Origin of the sequence: Escherichia sp. SCLE84 (genome assembly GCF_012584495.1) — a bacterium.
Taxonomy (GTDB): Bacteria; Pseudomonadota; Gammaproteobacteria; order Enterobacterales; family Enterobacteriaceae; genus ECMA0423.
On the sequence record NZ_CP051430.1, the window covers coordinates 3,653,259 to 3,670,793 of the forward strand.

The window sequence follows — 17,535 nt, forward strand, 5'->3', positions numbered from 1 at the left end:
AACTTTTTTTGATTATTTTCTGAAAAAAGCAAAATACTACTGCCCGGATGCGATAATTAACCCACCTTTTGATTCTGGATAACCAACATGGATAACGTTGAACTTTCACCGGCAACACGCTGGGGGATGATTGCTACCGGATTACTTCAGGGGCTGGTTTGCTACCTGTTGATCGCCTGGCTTGCCGGAAAAAATCACAGTTGGATTGTTTATGGCGTGCCTGCGACCGTTGCGTTTTCATCCGTTTTACTCTTCTCCGTGATCTCTTTTAAACAGAAGCGCCTTTGGGGATGGCTGGCGCTGGTGTTTATTGCCACGACAGGGATGAGCGGTTGGCTGAAGTGGCAAACTGATGGCATGAACCCCTGGAGAGCTGAAAAGGCGATTTGGGATTTTGGCTGCTATCTGCTGTTGATGGCAATGTTGTTGCTACCGTGGATACAACAAAGCCTTCGTATCCGCAATGGCAGTAGCCGCTATAGCTACTTTTACCAGTCAGTATGGCATAACGTACTTATATTACTGGTGATTTTTCTCGCCAATGGCCTGACGTGGCTGGTGCTTTTACTGTGGGGTGAGTTGTTTAAACTTGTTGGCATCAAGTTTTTCAATACGCTCTTTTTTGCAACCGACTGGTTTATGTATCTTACATTAGGTCTGGTTACCGCACTGGCGGTGATTCTCGCGCGCACACAGTCACGTTTAATCGACTCTATTCAAAAGTTGTTCACGTTAATCGCCACGGGGTTGCTGCCGTTAGTATCATTGCTAACCCTGATGTTTATCATCACTCTGCCGTTTACGGGCCTGAGCGCGATTTCTCGCCACATCTCCGCCGCCGGGTTGCTGTTAACGCTGGCCTTTTTGCAATTGATCTTAATGGCTATTGTCCGCGATCCGCAAAAAGCGTCACTTCCCTGGACGGGGCCGTTGCGTTGCCTGATTAAAACCGCTTTGCTGGTTGCTCCGCTGTATGTGTTCGTCGCCGCCTGGGCGTTATGGCTGCGGGTCGCTCAGTACGGCTGGACTGTCGACCGCTTGCAGGGCGCGCTGGCGGTGCTGGTGTTACTGGTGTGGTCGCTGGGGTATTTTGTCAGTATCGTCTGGCGTAATGGGCAAAATCCCCTTGTTCTTCAGGGCAAAGTGAACCTTGCGGTTTCGTTATTGGTGTTGGTGATACTGGTGCTTCTTAATTCGCCGGTGCTGGACAGTATGCGTATTAGCGTGAACAGTCATATGGCGCGTTATCAGAGCGGCAAAAACACGCCAGACCAGGTAACTATCTACATGCTCGAACAGAGCGGTCGCTATGGACGTGCGGCGCTTGAGTCGCTGAAAAGCGATGCCGGGTTTATGAAAGACCCGAAACGCGCGCGGGATCTGCTGATGGCGTTAGATGGAGAGCAACATCTTCAGGAACAGGTATCGGAAAAAGTATTAGCCGAAAATGTGTTAATTGCCCCTGGTTCTGTTAAACCGGATGCGACATTCTGGTCGGCCTTAATCCAGGATCGCTATAACGTGATGACCTGTATTGAAAAAGACGCCTGCGTCCTGGTCGAGCAAGATCTGAATAGTGATGGTCAGGCGGAGCGGATCCTGTTTGCTTTTAATGATGACAGAGTCATTGTCTATGGCTTTGACTCAGACAGAAAAGAATGGGACGCGCTTGATATGAGTTTACTTCCGAACGAAATAACGAAAGAAAAATTACTCACAGCTGCGAAGGATGGAAAACTGGGGACGAGGCCGAAAGCGTGGCGCGATCTGACGGTAGATGGTGAAACGCTGGAAATAAACTTAAGTAAGTGACAACTCTTTTAACGGATACGACGCTGTATCTGACCAACAATAATTTGCGATTTATTTCACAGGCCTGGTAAGCGCAGCACATCAGGCCATTACGTCGTAAAATCCGGCAGAGCCCTCTCTGCCGGACATACTCATTAATGAACTTGCGGATCTGCCGGAGACGCGTTGTTGCGGATTTCAGCAATATCCATCGCATTGAACAGATAGTGGTTACCGCAGTAATCACAATGCATGTCAATTTCGCCATCTTCCGCCAGGATGCTATCAACTTCTTCATCAGGCAGCGTTTTCAGCGCATCGGCGCAACGTTCACGCGAGCAGGTGCATTTGAACTCCACATCCTGCGGATCGTAAACCGTCACCTCTTCTTCGTGATACAAACGCCACAACACTTCGTTTGCCGGTAAGGTCAGCAGTTCTTCGGTTTTGATGGTTTCGGTTAGCGTCGCCAGGTGGTCAAAGTCGTCCTGCTGGGCATTTTGCGCAGGCATTACCTGCAACAACATACCGCCTGCAGCCGGTTTGCCGTCTACGTCGCCGGTGCGAATAAACAGGCGCGTCGGCAGCTGTTCAGAACGCATAAAGTAATCTTCCAGGCAGGCCGCCAGGGTATCACCTTCCAGACCAACCACGCCCTGATAGCGTTCGCCTTCGCTCGGGGTAATGGTGATCACCACGTAACCATTGCCGACCAGCGTTTTCAGGTCGGCATTTTCTGGAATTTCGCCCTGCACGCGCGCCACACCGCGCATTTGCTGGTTATTGTTACCGTTAATAACCGCCAGATTCATCGGACCGTCGCCTTGCAGCTGTACGGTGATATCACCATCAAACTTCAGCGTAGCGGTTAACAGGCTGGTCGCAACCAGCAGTTCTGCCAGCACGTTTTTAACGGGCTGCGGATAATCGTGGTTCTCAAGGATCTGTTGCAGGGTTTCCGAAACGGTTACCAGTTCGCCGCGAACGGCAAAATTTTCAAACAGATAGCGATGTAATTGGTCATGTTGCGGCATAATCATCTCTCTTGCAGGTGACAGTTATTCACTGTCGCCGTGTTTAAATCGTAACAGGTCGCGGCGCTCTTTTTTGTCCGGGCGTCGGTCCGGGTGCGGCATGGTTAAGGCATTAAGTTTACGTGCCATCGCCATTTTTTCGCGTTTCTCTACACTTTCCGCAGTCTCTTCATACAGCAAGGCTGCCTCGCTGGCGGGGCGACGCTGTTCAGTAATCGCCTTTACAATCACCGTGCGTTCGTCATTTCCCTGGCGCAGAGTGAGCGTGGCATTCAGCTCGACGATTTTGCTCGGCTTGCTGCGCTGCCCGTTGTAATGCACCTTACCGCCTTCAATCATTTCACGGGCCAGCGCGCGGGTTTTATAAAAACGGGCAGCCCATAGCCATTTATCCAGTCGAACCTCAACAGCAGGTTTTTCTTTCATGGCGTCTCCTTCACATTAGCGAGGGGATCAGGCGGTGGTAGTCATTCAGTGACGGATGGCGTTGATACTGTTTCTCGGCAATCCCGGAATCAGGATTAGTCACGCCGAGGCAGTAACGAATACCAAATTGCGCGGCAGCATCGAGAATCGCTTCGCTGTCATCAATAAACAGCGTTCTTTCAGCTTTCAGACCCGTAGCTTCGGCCACCGCATGCCATAACCGCTGATCCTCTTTCGGATAACCAAATGTGTGGGTGGAAAGTAATAAATCAAGGTGTGCGTCCAGACCGGTATGCTTAAGTTTTACCGCCAGGTTGTGCGGATGCGCATTGGTGAGCAAAATTCGCTGCTTACCGCTGGCTTTCAGTGCCTCAAGAAACGGAATGGTATCTTCACGCAGTACGGCACGCGGTCCCATCTCGGTGGTCATCGCACAGATATCCAGACCCAGTTGCTCACTCCAGTAATCAAGACAGTACCAGTTTAGCGTATGCTGTACGTCGTGATATTGCTGGCGCATATATTCCATCGCTTCCTGTGGCGTAACCCCGTTTTTCGCGCCCCATGTTTCAGGCACCAGCTTTTGCCAGAAATAGTTATCGAAGGCGAGGTCGAGCAATGTGCCGTCCATATCCAGCAGAACGGTATCTACGTCCTGCCAGGCAATGTTGATATGCATGAGGGAAATCTCCAGAGTGAAGCAATTTGCGCGACAGGGTAGCATAACCTGCCGCGCAAACGTGTTATTCGATAAGGCTTTCTGAAGGGGTGATCAGTTGCGGGTTCAGGCAGCTTTCATAATAGGCCTGAATCTCCATCATGCGAGTGCGATGACGCTGGTAACGACGCCAGGCCTGTACGCCATTGTAAATGGCGCTACCCAGCATCGTCAGTAGCAGCAATGTGGTGCTGAGATAGCGCCACAGGCCGGAACGATCCGGGATCGGATGAAGGCCAATATGCTGCGTACCATTGGCGTCAGTGAAGATTTTTGTGACGATACCTTCGGCGTTAAACGGCGTATGCATCAGCATTTGTGCCAGTTTCTGGAAAGCGTTCCACTGTTCTTGCGGCGGGTAGTCGTAAAGTGATGCCGAAGGCCAGGGCTGATCAACAAAATCGCTGCCTTCGTCGCTGACAATCAGGAATCCGCCGGGGGCCGGACTGTTTAGTGATTGTGCCGCTCGCGCCGTTTCATGCGTGATAAACGGCGCGGTGGAGGTTGCCACCAGGTTATCCAGCGATTCCGCACTCACCGGGCGTAATAACACATTCACGCCATCGAGCTTCCCGGCGTTGGCGCGTTTTACCAGCGCGTCCCAGTCTTTACTGTTGCCGAGATTGACCAGCGCATTTTTCAGTCGCACACAGTCATCTTTGGCAGAACATAAATCCGCTGTCTTCAGTACAATGTCGCCAAAATCATCAAGCAATACCATGCCGGATTTTTGAATCGCTGAACGTAATGAGGCACTGACGCGAGATTCATCTTCCGGTTTAGGGTGCAGCTGGCGATTAACTGCTTCAGTCAATGCCGTCGCTTTGTTGACCAGTTCAGATTCTGGTAATGGTAATGAGCGGGCGTCATTCCAGATGATCTGCGAGCAGTCAAACGGTAAAAAAGGTGAATTGGTTTTCGCGCTCCAGGTTCCGGAAGTGCGAATATTACACATTCCCGTACCGCTAATACGCAATGTATCGCCTACCCGCACGCCAGCGTCAGCCAGTTGTTTTACGCTGGTGGCTTCAATGGTCTGCGCGCCTTTCATCCATGAGAGAGTGAATTTCAGCGGCATATCCAGCGGGATCCAGAATAACAGCATAAACAGCACCAGCAGCGAGCCCGCAGCGATAATCGTACTGCGCAGCCAGTGCTGTAACGGAAAGTTTTTTACTTCATCATGCAGCGAAAGATATCGCCCCTGACGCACTACGTGGCGGTCGAGATAGATATCAATATCGGTTTGTTGACCGAGATCCTGAGCAATGTATGGCTGCCAGTGTGCGGGATAGACCAGGTCGATAATACCGAGTGAAATATTGTTGATCTGTTCCTGATCGTTTTCGCCAAACAATCCCCAACGACGGGGTGTACCGCGCAGACAATGAATTTCTCGCAGGGAGGATTTTGCCGGGGGCGCGAATAGCCCCCACAGACCTGCGCCCAGCAGCAGTAATGCGCCGCCTGCCAGCCACGGAACAAATACATCCGGGGTAATCAGGCAGAAAAAGAACATCAGGAAGGAGGCGACGATCAGCAACGCTTCACGCAGCCCGCGCGGACGACTCAGCGCATATTCTTCATGCGTTTCTTTGCGAATATTGAGTAGCTCGATTTGCTCACTCTCTTCCCCGCGAATCGACGCCTGCGTGGACGGAACAGGTTGCAAGGCATAGCCGCGCGTTTCCTGCATGTACTCCTGCAGCGTATGACCGTTGAGTGAAATAACCAGCGGCAGCGAATCGGTATAAATCAGTTCAACGGTATTCTCATCGTTGATGTATTGTTCCCAGAAAGGGGGCAGGTGGACTTCTACCGAATCGAGGTAGTAACGCCATTTATTCGGATCGTCGGTAGAGATGCCGTAACGCGTGATAGCGTGTGTCAGCATCATGACGTTGTTGCTTTCGGCATTCAGCGCCAGAGAGATCGGTGCCGCGCTAGCTCCCGTTGGGCCAGGCACCTGTAATACCTGCGTCAGGCTCTCAAGATAATTTTCAACGGCGCTACGTTCTTCAGGTGTGAGTTTACGCGTTTGCGCATCCGCGAAGGCGTTGGTCCAGGGCAGCTGACGCCGTCTGGATCGCACTTTTATCAGCCATCCCGCAAGTAGTGAGCAGGCCAGCAAAGCAGCTAAAAAAATCACAATGGTGCTCATGCTTTCCCCATCTTACTTAGTCTGTCAGGCGTGGTCAGTCGCACCAGACACAATACATGATTCTGCGGTTGGCTATCGGCAAGCGTGGAGTTTAACTTGAGCATCATTAAGCACATCACAGTAACCGCTGATCATAGCAAACCCTCTGAAGGCGGAATATCAGCAAATTCCTGGAGTTATTTCAACCTATTGACTTTTAATTTGATTTGAGGACGATTATTTATTAAGTTACATAAATGTAAATAACATGCAATTCACATTGCCGAAAGCGTGTCCGATATCGCACAATAACCGCTGATTTCACAGCATAGATCCCACGATGAGCAAATCATTACAAAAACCCACCATTCTGAATGTTGAAACTGTAGCCCGTTCCCGACTGTTTACCGTCGAGAGCGTGGATCTGGAGTTCAGCAATGGCGTGCGGCGTGTTTATGAACGAATGCGTCCAACCAACCGGGAAGCAGTGATGATTGTGCCGATTGTGGACGATCACCTGATCCTGATCCGCGAATACGCAGTGGGAACTGAATCCTACGAATTAGGTTTTTCGAAAGGATTAATTGATCCGGGTGAAAGCGTCTACGAAGCCGCTAACCGCGAGCTAAAAGAAGAGGTTGGATTTGGTGCGAACGATCTGACTTTTTTGAAGAAGCTCAGCATGGCACCGTCTTACTTTTCCAGCAAAATGAATATCGTGGTCGCGCAAGATCTCTACCCGGAATCGCTGGAAGGCGATGAGCCAGAGCCGCTACCACAGGTGCGCTGGCCGCTGGCGCATATGATGGATTTGCTGGAAGACCCTGACTTCAACGAAGCGCGTAATGTCAGCGCGCTGTTCCTCGTGCGCGAATGGTTGAAAGGGCAGGGGCGAGTGTAAATGCGTGAAGTTTGCCTGATGCACAACGCTTATCAGGCTTATGGGTTTCCTGCAATATATTGATTTTTCACGATTTTGTTAGCCGGATAACGCGTTCACCCGCATCCGGCATAAACAAATGCACTTTGTCAGCCAACTGAAAAGGCGCCGAAGCGCCTTTTTAATCAGAACAATTCCTGTGCCTCACCATTATCGATAATGGTCGTTCCCACCTCGTGCACCGCCTGTTGCGTCGGCTGCGTACCTTCGATGAAATACTCTTCGCGGCTGTTGCCACCATTAGCTAACTGCCCGGTGCTGCGATCGATATTCACCGTCACAATACCCGGAGGCGGCGTCAGCGGCTGCTCCGGCACACCTTCAAGAACGGCTTTCATATAAGCGTCCCATGCAGGCTGGGCACTCTTGGCACCGCCTTCGTAACCTGAGATCTGATCTTTAATCGCTCCGGAAGCCGTTGTATGACCGAGATTACGACGGTGATCATCAAAGCCAATCCAGACCGAGGTCACAACGCCCGGACCGTAACCCGAGAACCACGCATCTTTCGAACTGTTAGTGGTACCGGTTTTCCCGCCGATATCGCGACGCTGCAAATCACGACCTGCACGCCAGCCGGTACCCTGCCAGCCTGGTTCACCAAAGATATTGGTGTTCAAAGCACTCTTAATCAGGAATGCCAGCGGAGTGTTGATGACGTGCGGTGCGTACTCCTGCGCGCCAGTCTTCGCCACTAACGCCTGATTTGCCTGCTCCAGCTGCGGCATTGGTACAGAAACATTCTGCTGCTCGCGGGAGATAGCGACATCTTCAACATCGTTATTTTCCAGCACGTTCGATTTCTGCGTATCACCGTAAATCACCGGAATATCGCATTCCGGGCAGGCTACTTTCGGTTTCGCTTCGAAAATCACGCCGCCCTGATCGTTTTCAATTTTGCTGATAAACCACGGGTCCACCAGGAAGCCACCGTTCGCCATGACCGCGTAGCCGCGCGCCACCTGCATTGGGGTGAAGGACGCTGAACCCAGCGCCAGCGATTCGGTGTGGACAATGTTTTGCGCCGGGAAGCCGAAGCGTTGCAGATATTCTGCAGCGTAGTCGACGCCCATCGCCCGCATTGCGCGTACCATCACCACGTTTTTCGACTGACCCAGCCCCTGACGTAAGCGAATTGGACCAGCATACTGCGGTGGTGAGTTCTTCGGCTGCCAGTCAGAACCGGCACCTGCATCCCAGCGAGAAATTGGCACATCGTTCAACATACTTGCCAGCGTCAGACCTTTATCCATCGCCGCGGTGTAGAGGAACGGTTTGATGTTGGAACCCACCTGACGCAGTGCCTGGGTGGCGCGGTTAAACTTGCTCTGATTGAAATCAAAGCCACCGACCAGCGCCATAACGGCACCGTTTTGCGGATTGATCGACACCAGCGCCGAGTTCACTTCCGGCACTTGTGCCAGCCACCATGCATCGCCAACCTGACGAACCCAGATTTGCTGACCCGTTTGCAGAACATCGGTCACTTTACGCGGCGTCGGTCCTTGCTGAGTATCCGAACGGTAAGGACGCGCCCAGCGAACGCCTTCCATACTCAATGCGACGGTCGACCCGTCCGCCAGCATCGCCGTCGCTTGCTGAGGATTGGCGCTGGTGACTGCGGCAGGCAGCAGCGGACCATAGGTTGGCAGCGCCTTCAGCGTATCGGTAATCTTGTTGTTATCCCACGCCGACTCGCCCACTTTCCACAGCACATTTGCCGGGCCGCGATAGCCGTGGCGCATGTCGTAGTCCAGCACGTTATTACGTACCGCCTGCTGTGCGGCCTGCTGCACTTTGCGGGTGATGGTGGTGTAAATGCGATAACCGTCTTCATAGGCACTTTCGCCATAACGGTTATACATCTCCTGGCGCACCATTTCGCTCAGGTACGGCGCAGAGAAAGCAATCTCCGGCGCGTGATAGTTAGCGTTAATCGCCTCAGTGCGTGTCTGATCGAACTGTTGTTGGGTGATATACCCTTCATCCAGCATCCGCGACAGTACGACGTTACGCCGCGCGACGGCACGATCCATTGAGTAGAGCGGATTAAAGGTGGAAGGCGCTTTCGGCAGCCCGGCGATCACAGCCATTTCGTTCAGCGTCAGTTGGTCGACCGTTTTACCGAAATAGACTTGTGCCGCAGCACCGACACCATAGGCGCGGTAACCGAGGTAAATCTTGTTCAGATAAAGCTCGAGGATCTCGTCTTTCGTCAGCAACTGTTCAATGCGAATCGCGAGGAAGACTTCCTTAATCTTACGCATCAGCGTGCGTTCTGGACTGAGGAAGAAATTTCTCGCCAGCTGCTGGGTAATGGTACTCGCCCCTTGTGACGCGTGGCCGGAGAACAGCGCCACACTTGCCGCACGGAAGATCCCCACCGGGTCAACGCCGTGATGCTCGTAGAAGCGGCTGTCTTCCGTCGCGATAAAGGCTTTCACCATCTCCGGTGGGATTTGATCCAACGTAACCGGAATACGACGTTTCTCACCGTATTGAGCAATCAGCTCGCCATCGGCGCTGTAAATCTGCATCGGAATTTGCAGGCGAACATCTTTTAATGTCGCCACATCCGGCAGTTGTGGCTCGATGTAGCGGTATAGGCCATAAATCGAGCCTGCTCCCAGCAGAATGCAACAGACTGCAAGGATCAAAAAATACTTTACGAACTTCACTGGAAATTTCCCATTTAGTTTCATTTGGGCAGTTTATAAACAAACGCGCGGTAGTATAAAGGCAAGCCAGACGCATTGATATACCCGTCAGAGTGACGGGTGATAAGGAGATCATCACAATGGCATTTAAGATCTGGCAAATTGGTTTGCATTTACAACAGCAAGAAGCGGTAGCGGTTGCGATCGTGCGGGGAGCAAAAGAATGCTTTTTGCAACGCTGGTGGCGGTTGCCGCTGGAGAACGACATTATCAAAGATGGGCGGATTGTTGATGCGCAGCAGCTGGCTAAAACGTTGTTACCGTGGAGTCGCGAACTGCCGCAGCGTCATCACATTATGTTGGCGTTTCCCGCCAGTCGCACATTACAGCGGTCATTTCCGCGCCCGTCGATGTCCCTTGGTGAGCGGGAGCAAACGGCCTGGCTGTCAGGGACGATGGCCCGCGAGCTGGATATGGATCCGGACTCCCTGCGCTTCGATTACAGCGAAGACTCACTCAGCCCCGCCTATAACGTGACTGCCGCGCAAAGCAAAGAGCTGGCAACGCTACTTACTCTGGCAGAAAGGTTGCGTGTTCATGTGAGCGCGATCACCCCGGATGCCAGTGCATTACAGCAATTCCTGCCTTTTTTACCTTCTCATCAGCAATGTCTGGCCTGGCGTGATAACGAACAGTGGCTGTGGGCGACACGCTGTCGCTGGGGGCGCAAACTGGCGGTGGGGATGACTAGCGCGAAGGAGCTGGCGGCAGCGTTATCCGTTGATCCCGAAAGCGTCGCGATATGTGGCGAAGGCGGATTTGATCCCTGGGAGGCCGTTTCTGTTCGTCAGCCGCCGCTACCGCCGCCAGGTGGAGACTTTGCCATCGCGCTGGGGCTGGCGCTTGGGAAGGCGTACTGATGAACCCGCCAATTAATTTTTTGCCCTGGCGACAGCAACGCCGGACCGCTTTTCTGCGTTTCTGGTTGCTGATGTTCGTTGCGCCTCTGCTGCTGGCCGTCGGGATAACGCTAATACTGCGTCTGACAGGCAGCGCCGAAGCGCGCATAGACGCAGTTTTGCTTCAGGCGGAACAACAACTCGCCCGCAGCTTACAGATAACGAAGCCACGTTTGCTGGAGCAACAGCAGTTACGCGAACAGCGTTCGCAACGGCAGCGCCAGCGACAATTTACCCGCGACTGGCAATCTGCGCTGGAAGCACTGGCGGCGCTTTTACCCGAGCACGCCTGGCTGACAACGATAAGCTGGCAGCAGGGAACGCTGGAGATCAAGGGGCTGACAACAAGCATTACCGCGTTAAACGCACTAGAAACGTTACTCCGCCAGGATGCGTCTTTTCATCTCAATCAGCGGGGAGCCACGCAGCAGGATGCGCAGGGACGCTGGCAATTTGAGTATCAGTTAACAAGGAAGGTTAGCGATGAACATGTTCTTTGACTGGTGGTTCGCCACATCACCCCGCCTCCGCCAGCTTTGCTGGGCATTCTGGTTGCTGATGTTAGTTACGCTCATTTTTCTATCATCGACACACCATGAAGAGCGCGACGCATTAATTCGACTACGGGCAAGTCATCACCAGCAGTGGGCCGCACTGTATCGCCTGGTAGACACCACTCCCTTCAGCGAGGAAAAAACGCTGCCCTTTTCGCCACTGGATTTTCAGTTATCCGGCGCGCAACTGGTTTCCTGGCATCCATCCGCGCAGGGAGGCGAGTTGGCGTTGAAAACGCTGTGGGAAGCAGTGCCGTCGGCATTTACACGGCTGGCAGAGCGCAACGTCAGCGTGAGCCGTTTTTCGTTAAGCGTGGAAGGTGATGATCTTTTGTTCACGTTACAACTGGAGACGCCGCATGAGGGTTAAACGCTGGTTGTTGGCAGGTATTGCATTGTGCCTTTTAACCGGTATGCGTGACCCTTTTAAACCGCCGGAAGATCTATGCCGGATTAGCGAACTTAGCCAGTGGCGCTATCAGGGGATGGTAGGGCGAGGCGAGCGCATCATCGGTGTAATAAAAGACGGGCAAAAGAAATGGCGACGGGTGCAGCAAAACGATGTGCTGGAAAACGGCTGGACAATTTTACAGCTGACGCCAGACGTACTAACGCTGGGTACCGGGACAAACTGCGAACCGCCACAATGGTTGTGGCAACGGCAAGGAGATACAAATGAAGCAATGGATAGCCGCACTACTGTTGATGCTGATACCCGGCGTACAGGCGGCAAAGCCGCAAAAAGTGACGCTGATGGTGGATGACGTTCCGGTAGCTCAGGTGTTGCAGGCGCTGGCTGAACAGGAGAAGTTGAACCTGGTCGTGTCGCCAGACGTCAGCGGTACGGTGTCGTTACATCTAACAGATGTTCCCTGGAAGCAGGCACTACAAACTGTAGTGAAAAGCGCCGGACTGATAACGCGGCAGGAAGACAACATTCTCTCAGTGCATTCCATTGCCTGGCAGAATAACAATATCGCCCGCCAGGAGGCGGAGCAGGCGCGGGCGCAGGCAAATCTGCCGCTGGAAAATCGCAGTATAACCCTGCAATACGCCGACGCGGGAGAACTGGCGAAAGCGGGGGAGAAGCTACTGAGTGCCAAAGGGAGTATGACCGTCGATAAACGCACCAATCGCCTTTTGCTACGAGATAACAAAACGGCGTTAAGCGCGCTTGAACAGTGGGTAGCGCAAATGGATCTGCCGGTCGGGCAGGTTGAGCTGTCGGCGCATATTGTCACCATTAATGAAAAAAGTTTGCGTGAGTTAGGCGTGAAATGGACGCTGGCCGATGCGCAACACGCTGGTGGCGTTGGGCAAGTCACCACGCTTGGTAGCGACCTCTCCGTAGCGACGGCGACAACGCATGTCGGTTTTAACATTGGGCGCATCAACGGACGCTTGCTGGATCTTGAGCTTTCTGCGCTCGAACAAAAACAGCAGCTGGATATTATCGCCAGTCCGCGTCTGCTGGCCTCACATCTTCAGCCTGCCAGCATTAAACAGGGGAGCGAAATTCCATATCAGGTTTCCAGCGGGGAAAGTGGCGCGACGTCGGTGGAATTTAAAGAGGCCGTCCTGGGGATGGAGGTCACGCCCACGGTGTTACAAAAAGGTCGCATCCGGCTGAAATTACACATCAGCCAGAACGTTCCGGGGCAGGTGCTACAGCAGGCCGATGGCGAAGTGCTGGCGATTGATAAGCAGGAGATCGAAACGCAGGTCGAGGTCAAAAGCGGAGAAACGTTGGCGCTGGGCGGCATTTTTACCCGTAAAAATAAATCGGGTCAGGATAGCGTACCGTTGCTTGGCGACATTCCCTGGTTCGGGCAATTATTTCGTCATGACGGAAAAGAAGATGAACGACGCGAGTTAGTGGTGTTTATCACGCCACGACTGGTTTCCAGTGAGTAAACAGCCGTAAAAGCGGTAATGTTTTTATGCTGAACGTGTTTCATCTATTTGACGCGCGCAGGTATTTAGCATACAAGGAGTACCGATTTGAGAGTTGGTGCTCTTCGCTGCCTGCGTTCCATGATGATGATTTATCATTCAGGCGGCATTTTGCTGTCTTTTTTACGCTAATCTTACCCGGTGATTTATCGCCAGAGCGGTGGTAGCAAGGCAGCGCGCTTGCAGCGACCAGATATGCAGAGGGATGGGTGATTTATTCAGTTGCCAAACCCGCTGGAGTATTGAGATAATTTTCAGTCTGACTCTCGCAATATCTTATGAGGTTTCAGTTCATGTCCTGCGGCGCTCTCTGAGCGAAGCGGGTTTATCATTAACGAATAGTCTTAGTAGTACCGAAAAAATGGCAGAGAAACGCAATATCTTTCTGGTTGGGCCTATGGGTGCCGGAAAAAGCACTATTGGGCGCCAGTTAGCTCAACAACTCAATATGGAATTTTACGATTCCGATCAAGAGATTGAGAAACGAACCGGAGCTGATGTGGGCTGGGTTTTCGATTTAGAAGGCGAAGAAGGCTTCCGCGATCGCGAAGAAAAGGTCATCAATGAGTTGACCGAGAAACAGGGTATTGTGCTGGCTACTGGCGGCGGCTCTGTGAAATCCCGTGAAACGCGTAACCGTCTTTCCGCTCGTGGCGTTGTCGTTTATCTTGAAACGACCATCGAAAAGCAACTTGCACGCACGCAGCGTGATAAAAAACGCCCGTTGCTGCACGTTGAAACACCGCCGCGTGAAGTTCTGGAAGCGTTGGCCAATGAACGCAATCCGCTGTATGAAGAGATTGCCGACGTGACCATTCGTACTGATGATCAAAGCGCTAAAGTGGTTGCAAACCAGATTATTCACATGCTGGAAAGCAACTAATTCTGGCTTTATATACACTCGTCTGCGGGTACAGTAATTAAGGTGGATGTCGCGTTATGGAGAGGATTGTCGTTACTCTCGGGGAACGTAGTTACCCAATTACCATCGCATCTGGTTTGTTTAATGAACCAGCTTCATTCTTACCGCTGAAATCGGGCGAGCAGGTCATGTTGGTCACCAACGAAACCCTGGCTCCTCTGTATCTCGATAAGGTCCGCGGCGTACTTGAACAGGCGGGTGTTAACGTCGATAGCGTTATCCTCCCTGACGGCGAGCAGTATAAAAGCCTGGCTGTACTCGATACCGTCTTTACGGCGTTGTTACAAAAGCCGCATGGTCGCGATACTACGCTGGTGGCGCTTGGCGGCGGCGTAGTGGGCGATCTGACCGGCTTCGCGGCGGCGAGTTATCAGCGCGGTGTTCGTTTCATTCAAGTCCCGACGACGTTACTGTCGCAGGTCGATTCCTCCGTTGGCGGCAAAACTGCGGTCAACCATCCCCTCGGTAAAAACATGATTGGCGCGTTCTACCAGCCTGCTTCAGTGGTGGTGGATCTCGACTGTCTGAAAACGCTTCCCCCGCGTGAGTTAGCGTCGGGGCTGGCAGAAGTCATCAAATACGGCATTATTCTTGACGGTGCGTTTTTTAACTGGCTGGAAGAGAATCTGGATGCGTTGTTGCGTCTGGACGGTCCGGCAATGGCGTACTGTATTCGCCGTTGTTGTGAACTGAAGGCAGAAGTTGTCGCCGCCGACGAGCGCGAAACCGGGTTACGTGCTTTACTGAATCTGGGACACACCTTTGGTCATGCCATTGAAGCTGAAATGGGGTATGGCAATTGGTTACATGGTGAAGCGGTCGCTGCGGGTATGGTGATGGCGGCGCGGACGTCGGAACGTCTCGGGCAGTTTAGTTCTGCCGAAACGCAGCGTATTATAACCCTGCTCAAGCGGGCTGGGTTACCGGTCAATGGGCCGCGCGAAATGTCCGCGCAGGCGTATTTACCGCATATGCTGCGTGACAAGAAAGTCCTTGCGGGAGAGATACGCTTAATTCTTCCGTTGGCAATTGGTAAGAGTGAAGTTCGCAGCGGCGTTTCGCACGAGCTTGTTCTTAACGCCATTGCCGATTGTCAATCAGCGTAACAACAAGAAAGGTCAGGCCGCTTATCAAGCGGTCTATTAGCTTCAGGTTAATTGCAACGTGGTAAGCATTAACCTTTTAGTGGGGTGTTAAATGGATGAATTCAAACCAGAAGACGAGCTGAAACCCGATCCCAGCGATCGTCGTACTGGTCGTTCTCGTCAATCTTCTGAACGTTCTGAGCGTACTGAACGTGGCGAACCGCAGATCAATTTTGATGATATTGAACTTGATGACACTGACGATCGCCGTCCGACTCGTGCGCAAAAAGAGCGCAATGAGGAACCGGAAATCGAAGAAGAAATTGACGAATCCGAAGATGAAACCGTGGATGAAGAGCGCGTAGAGCGTCGTCCGCGTAAGCGCAAAAAAGCAGCCAGTAAACCCGCTTCTCGTCAGTATATGATGATGGGCGTCGGCATTCTGGTTCTACTGCTGTTGATCATCGGTATCGGTTCTGCGCTAAAAGCCCCCTCGACCTCTTCCAGCGATCAAACCGCGTCTGGCGAGAAGAGTATTGATCTTGCAGGCAATGCGACCGATCAGGCGAATGGCGTGCAGCCAGCGCCGGGAACCACGTCTGCGGAAAATACTCAGCAGGATGTTTCTCTGCCACCGATCTCTTCTACGCCGACTCAAGGGCAAACCCCGGCGGCAACGGATGGTCAACAACGTGTTGAAGTGCAGGGTGACCTGAACAATGCGCTGACCCAGCCACAAAATCAGCAACAGTTGAACAATGTGGCGGTCAATTCCACATTGCCGACCGAACCCGCGACTGTCGCGCCTGTTCGCAATGGCAATGCATCGCGTGACACGGCGAAAACGCAAACCGCTGAACGTCCGTCCACTACGCGCCCAGCTCGTCAGCAGGCGGTGATTGAACCGAAAAAACCGCAAGCAACCGTGAAAACGGAGCCGAAGCCGGTAGCACAGACGCCGAAGCGTACTGAACCAGCTGCCCCTGTGGCGAGCACGAAGGCACCGGCTGCGACTTCTACGCCAGCACCAAAAGAGACGGCGACTACGGCTCCAGTACAGACGGCATCCCCGGCGCAAACCACGGCAACACCAGCCGCTGGAGGGAAGACCGCAGGTAATGTTGGTTCGTTGAAATCGGCACCGTCCAGCCATTACACTCTGCAGCTGAGCAGTTCCTCTAACTACGACAACCTGAACGGTTGGGCGAAGAAAGAGAATCTGAAAAACTACGTTGTCTATGAAACGACGCGTAATGGTCAGCCGTGGTATGTCCTGGTTTCTGGCGTGTACGCTTCGAAAGAAGAGGCGAAAAAAGCGGTATCTACATTGCCAGCAGATGTCCAGGCCAAAAACCCGTGGGCGAAACCGCTGCGTCAGGTACAGGCCGATCTGAAGTAATCAAGGTTATCTCCCGCAATGGTTTATCGTTGCGGGAGTTGCCTGAAGCGCTGGATGCTGTCGGAGCTTTCTCCACAGCCGGAGAAGGTGTAATTAGTTAGTCAGCATGAAGAAAAATCGCGCTTTTTTGAAGTGGGCAGGGGGCAAGTATCCCCTGCTTGATGATATTAAACGGCATTTGCCCAAGGGCGAATGTCTGGTTGAGCCTTTTGTAGGTGCCGGGTCGGTGTTTCTCAACACCGACTTTTCTCGTTATATCCTTGCCGATATCAATAGCGACCTGATCAGTCTCTATAACATTGTGAAGATGCGTACTGATGAGTACGTACAGGCCGCACGCGAGCTGTTTGTTCCCGAAACAAATTGCGCCGAGGTTTACTATCAGTTCCGCGAAGAGTTCAACAAAAGCCAGGATCCGTTCCGTCGGGCGGTACTGTTTTTATATTTGAACCGCTACGGTTACAACGGCCTGTGTCGTTACAATCTGCGCGGTGAGTTTAACGTGCCGTTTGGCCGCTACAAAAAACCCTATTTCCCGGAAGCAGAGTTGTATCACTTCGCTGAAAAAGCGCAGAATGCCTTTTTCTATTGTGAGTCTTACGCCGATAGCATGGCGCGCGCAGATGATGCATCCGTCGTCTATTGCGATCCGCCTTATGCACCGCTGTCTGCGACCGCCAACTTTACGGCGTATCACACAAACAGTTTTACGCTTGAACAACAAGCGCATCTGGCGGAGATCGCCGAAGGTCTGGTTGAGCGCCATATTCCAGTGCTGATCTCCAATCACGATACGATGTTAACGCGTGAGTGGTATCAGCGCGCAAAATTGCATGTCGTCAAAGTTCGACGCAGTATAAGCAGCAACGGCGGCACACGTAAAAAGGTGGACGAACTGCTGGCTTTGTACAAACCAGGAGTCGTTTCACCCGCGAAAAAATAATTCTCAAGGAGAAG

At 52.5% G+C, this 17,535-nt stretch carries 16 protein-coding genes; 11 read left to right on the plus strand and 5 right to left on the minus strand.

Annotated features, from left to right (window positions below):
• The first annotated feature begins 87 nt into the window (after nucleotides 1-87).
• On the plus strand, nucleotides 88-1,812 hold the full coding sequence (locus tag HGD79_RS17605) for a DUF4153 domain-containing protein (RefSeq protein ID WP_000370831.1): 1,725 nt from the start codon (nucleotides 88-90) through the stop codon (nucleotides 1,810-1,812).
• A 134-nt stretch (nucleotides 1,813-1,946) separates the two neighbouring features.
• On the opposite strand, the gene hslO is transcribed toward HGD79_RS17605, so the two are convergent.
• The 4 genes from hslO to igaA all read right to left on the minus strand — a co-directional run bounded on the left by hslO (nucleotide 1,947) and on the right by igaA (nucleotide 6,130).
• Complete coding sequence (hslO, locus tag HGD79_RS17610; RefSeq protein WP_001135574.1) at nucleotides 1,947-2,825, minus strand: Hsp33 family molecular chaperone HslO; 879 nt, start codon at nucleotides 2,823-2,825, stop codon at nucleotides 1,947-1,949.
• Nucleotides 2,826-2,849: 24 nt separating this feature from the next.
• The gene (hslR, locus tag HGD79_RS17615) at nucleotides 2,850-3,251 is read right to left on the minus strand and encodes a ribosome-associated heat shock protein Hsp15 (protein WP_000660485.1); all 402 of its coding nucleotides are present in this window, start codon (nucleotides 3,249-3,251) and stop codon (nucleotides 2,850-2,852) included.
• A 10-nt stretch (nucleotides 3,252-3,261) separates the two neighbouring features.
• Complete coding sequence (gene yrfG / locus HGD79_RS17620) at nucleotides 3,262-3,930, minus strand: GMP/IMP nucleotidase (RefSeq protein WP_168848458.1); 669 nt, start codon at nucleotides 3,928-3,930, stop codon at nucleotides 3,262-3,264.
• 64 nt (nucleotides 3,931-3,994) lie between these two features.
• Nucleotides 3,995-6,130 (minus strand): intracellular growth attenuator protein IgaA, encoded by a 2,136-nt coding sequence (igaA, locus tag HGD79_RS17625; RefSeq protein WP_000104549.1) that lies wholly within the window; start codon nucleotides 6,128-6,130, stop codon nucleotides 3,995-3,997.
• 319 nt (nucleotides 6,131-6,449) lie between these two features.
• Here igaA and nudE point away from each other — a divergent pair, with 319 nt between their 5' ends.
• Complete coding sequence (gene nudE, locus HGD79_RS17630) at nucleotides 6,450-7,010, plus strand: ADP compounds hydrolase NudE (protein WP_000045744.1); 561 nt, start codon at nucleotides 6,450-6,452, stop codon at nucleotides 7,008-7,010.
• Nucleotides 7,011-7,174: 164 nt separating this feature from the next.
• Here nudE and mrcA read toward each other — a convergent pair whose 3' ends face one another.
• Nucleotides 7,175-9,727, minus strand: coding sequence for a peptidoglycan glycosyltransferase/peptidoglycan DD-transpeptidase MrcA (gene mrcA, locus HGD79_RS17635; protein WP_000673804.1), 2,553 nt, complete (start codon nucleotides 9,725-9,727; stop codon nucleotides 7,175-7,177).
• A 119-nt stretch (nucleotides 9,728-9,846) separates the two neighbouring features.
• On the opposite strand from mrcA, the gene hofM reads away from it, so the two are divergent.
• The 9 genes from hofM (at nucleotide 9,847) to dam (ending at nucleotide 17,521) form a co-directional block, all read left to right on the plus strand.
• Nucleotides 9,847-10,626, plus strand: coding sequence for a DNA utilization protein HofM (gene hofM / locus HGD79_RS17640; RefSeq protein ID WP_001315880.1), 780 nt, complete (start codon nucleotides 9,847-9,849; stop codon nucleotides 10,624-10,626).
• Complete coding sequence (gene hofN, locus HGD79_RS17645) at nucleotides 10,626-11,165, plus strand: DNA utilization protein HofN (protein WP_168848459.1); 540 nt, start codon at nucleotides 10,626-10,628, stop codon at nucleotides 11,163-11,165. Before hofM ends, hofN begins: the two co-directional genes overlap by 1 nt.
• Nucleotides 11,149-11,589: a DNA utilization protein HofO gene (hofO, locus tag HGD79_RS17650; protein ID WP_001055760.1), complete on the plus strand. Its 441-nt coding sequence runs from the start codon at nucleotides 11,149-11,151 to the stop codon at nucleotides 11,587-11,589. Before hofN ends, hofO begins: the two co-directional genes overlap by 17 nt.
• The gene (gene hofP / locus HGD79_RS17655) at nucleotides 11,579-11,983 is read left to right on the plus strand and encodes a DNA utilization protein HofP (RefSeq protein ID WP_001264141.1); all 405 of its coding nucleotides are present in this window, start codon (nucleotides 11,579-11,581) and stop codon (nucleotides 11,981-11,983) included. The genes hofO and hofP overlap by 11 nt, the downstream gene beginning before the upstream one ends.
• Nucleotides 11,895-13,133, plus strand: coding sequence for a DNA uptake porin HofQ (gene hofQ, locus HGD79_RS17660; protein ID WP_000815968.1), 1,239 nt, complete (start codon nucleotides 11,895-11,897; stop codon nucleotides 13,131-13,133). Before hofP ends, hofQ begins: the two co-directional genes overlap by 89 nt.
• A 400-nt stretch (nucleotides 13,134-13,533) precedes the next feature.
• A complete protein-coding gene (aroK, locus tag HGD79_RS17665) occupies nucleotides 13,534-14,055 on the plus strand; it encodes a shikimate kinase AroK (RefSeq protein WP_000818618.1) in 522 nt (173 codons plus the stop codon).
• 56 nt (nucleotides 14,056-14,111) lie between these two features.
• Nucleotides 14,112-15,200, plus strand: a complete 1,089-nt coding sequence (gene aroB, locus HGD79_RS17670; RefSeq protein WP_000439846.1) for a 3-dehydroquinate synthase — start codon at nucleotides 14,112-14,114, stop codon at nucleotides 15,198-15,200.
• 91 nt (nucleotides 15,201-15,291) lie between these two features.
• Nucleotides 15,292-16,578, plus strand: coding sequence for a cell division protein DamX (damX, locus tag HGD79_RS17675; RefSeq protein ID WP_000343199.1), 1,287 nt, complete (start codon nucleotides 15,292-15,294; stop codon nucleotides 16,576-16,578).
• Nucleotides 16,579-16,684: 106 nt separating this feature from the next.
• Complete coding sequence (gene dam, locus HGD79_RS17680; protein WP_000742143.1) at nucleotides 16,685-17,521, plus strand: adenine-specific DNA-methyltransferase; 837 nt, start codon at nucleotides 16,685-16,687, stop codon at nucleotides 17,519-17,521.
• Nucleotides 17,522-17,535: the final 14 nt, after the last annotated feature.

Excerpts from the sequence above, each read along its gene's own strand:
- damX (WP_000343199.1), top strand. The coding sequence starts at position 15,292 with ATGGATGAATTCAAACCAGAAGACGAGCTGAAACCCGATCCCAGCGAT.
- hofM (WP_001315880.1), top strand. The coding sequence starts at position 9,847 with ATGGCATTTAAGATCTGGCAAATTGGTTTGCATTTACAACAGCAAGAA.
- hslR (WP_000660485.1), bottom strand. The coding sequence starts at position 3,251 with ATGAAAGAAAAACCTGCTGTTGAGGTTCGACTGGATAAATGGCTATGG.
- hslO (WP_001135574.1), bottom strand. The coding sequence starts at position 2,825 with ATGCCGCAACATGACCAATTACATCGCTATCTGTTTGAAAATTTTGCC.
- HGD79_RS17605 (WP_000370831.1), top strand. The coding sequence starts at position 88 with ATGGATAACGTTGAACTTTCACCGGCAACACGCTGGGGGATGATTGCT.
- nudE (WP_000045744.1), top strand. The coding sequence starts at position 6,450 with ATGAGCAAATCATTACAAAAACCCACCATTCTGAATGTTGAAACTGTA.
- yrfG (WP_168848458.1), bottom strand. The coding sequence starts at position 3,930 with ATGCATATCAACATTGCCTGGCAGGACGTAGATACCGTTCTGCTGGAT.
- hofQ (WP_000815968.1), top strand. The coding sequence starts at position 11,895 with ATGAAGCAATGGATAGCCGCACTACTGTTGATGCTGATACCCGGCGTA.
- hofN (WP_168848459.1), top strand. The coding sequence starts at position 10,626 with ATGAACCCGCCAATTAATTTTTTGCCCTGGCGACAGCAACGCCGGACC.
- aroK (WP_000818618.1), top strand. The coding sequence starts at position 13,534 with ATGGCAGAGAAACGCAATATCTTTCTGGTTGGGCCTATGGGTGCCGGA.
- hofP (WP_001264141.1), top strand. The coding sequence starts at position 11,579 with ATGAGGGTTAAACGCTGGTTGTTGGCAGGTATTGCATTGTGCCTTTTA.
- igaA (WP_000104549.1), bottom strand. The coding sequence starts at position 6,130 with ATGAGCACCATTGTGATTTTTTTAGCTGCTTTGCTGGCCTGCTCACTA.
- dam (WP_000742143.1), top strand. The coding sequence starts at position 16,685 with ATGAAGAAAAATCGCGCTTTTTTGAAGTGGGCAGGGGGCAAGTATCCC.
- hofO (WP_001055760.1), top strand. The coding sequence starts at position 11,149 with ATGAACATGTTCTTTGACTGGTGGTTCGCCACATCACCCCGCCTCCGC.
- aroB (WP_000439846.1), top strand. The coding sequence starts at position 14,112 with ATGGAGAGGATTGTCGTTACTCTCGGGGAACGTAGTTACCCAATTACC.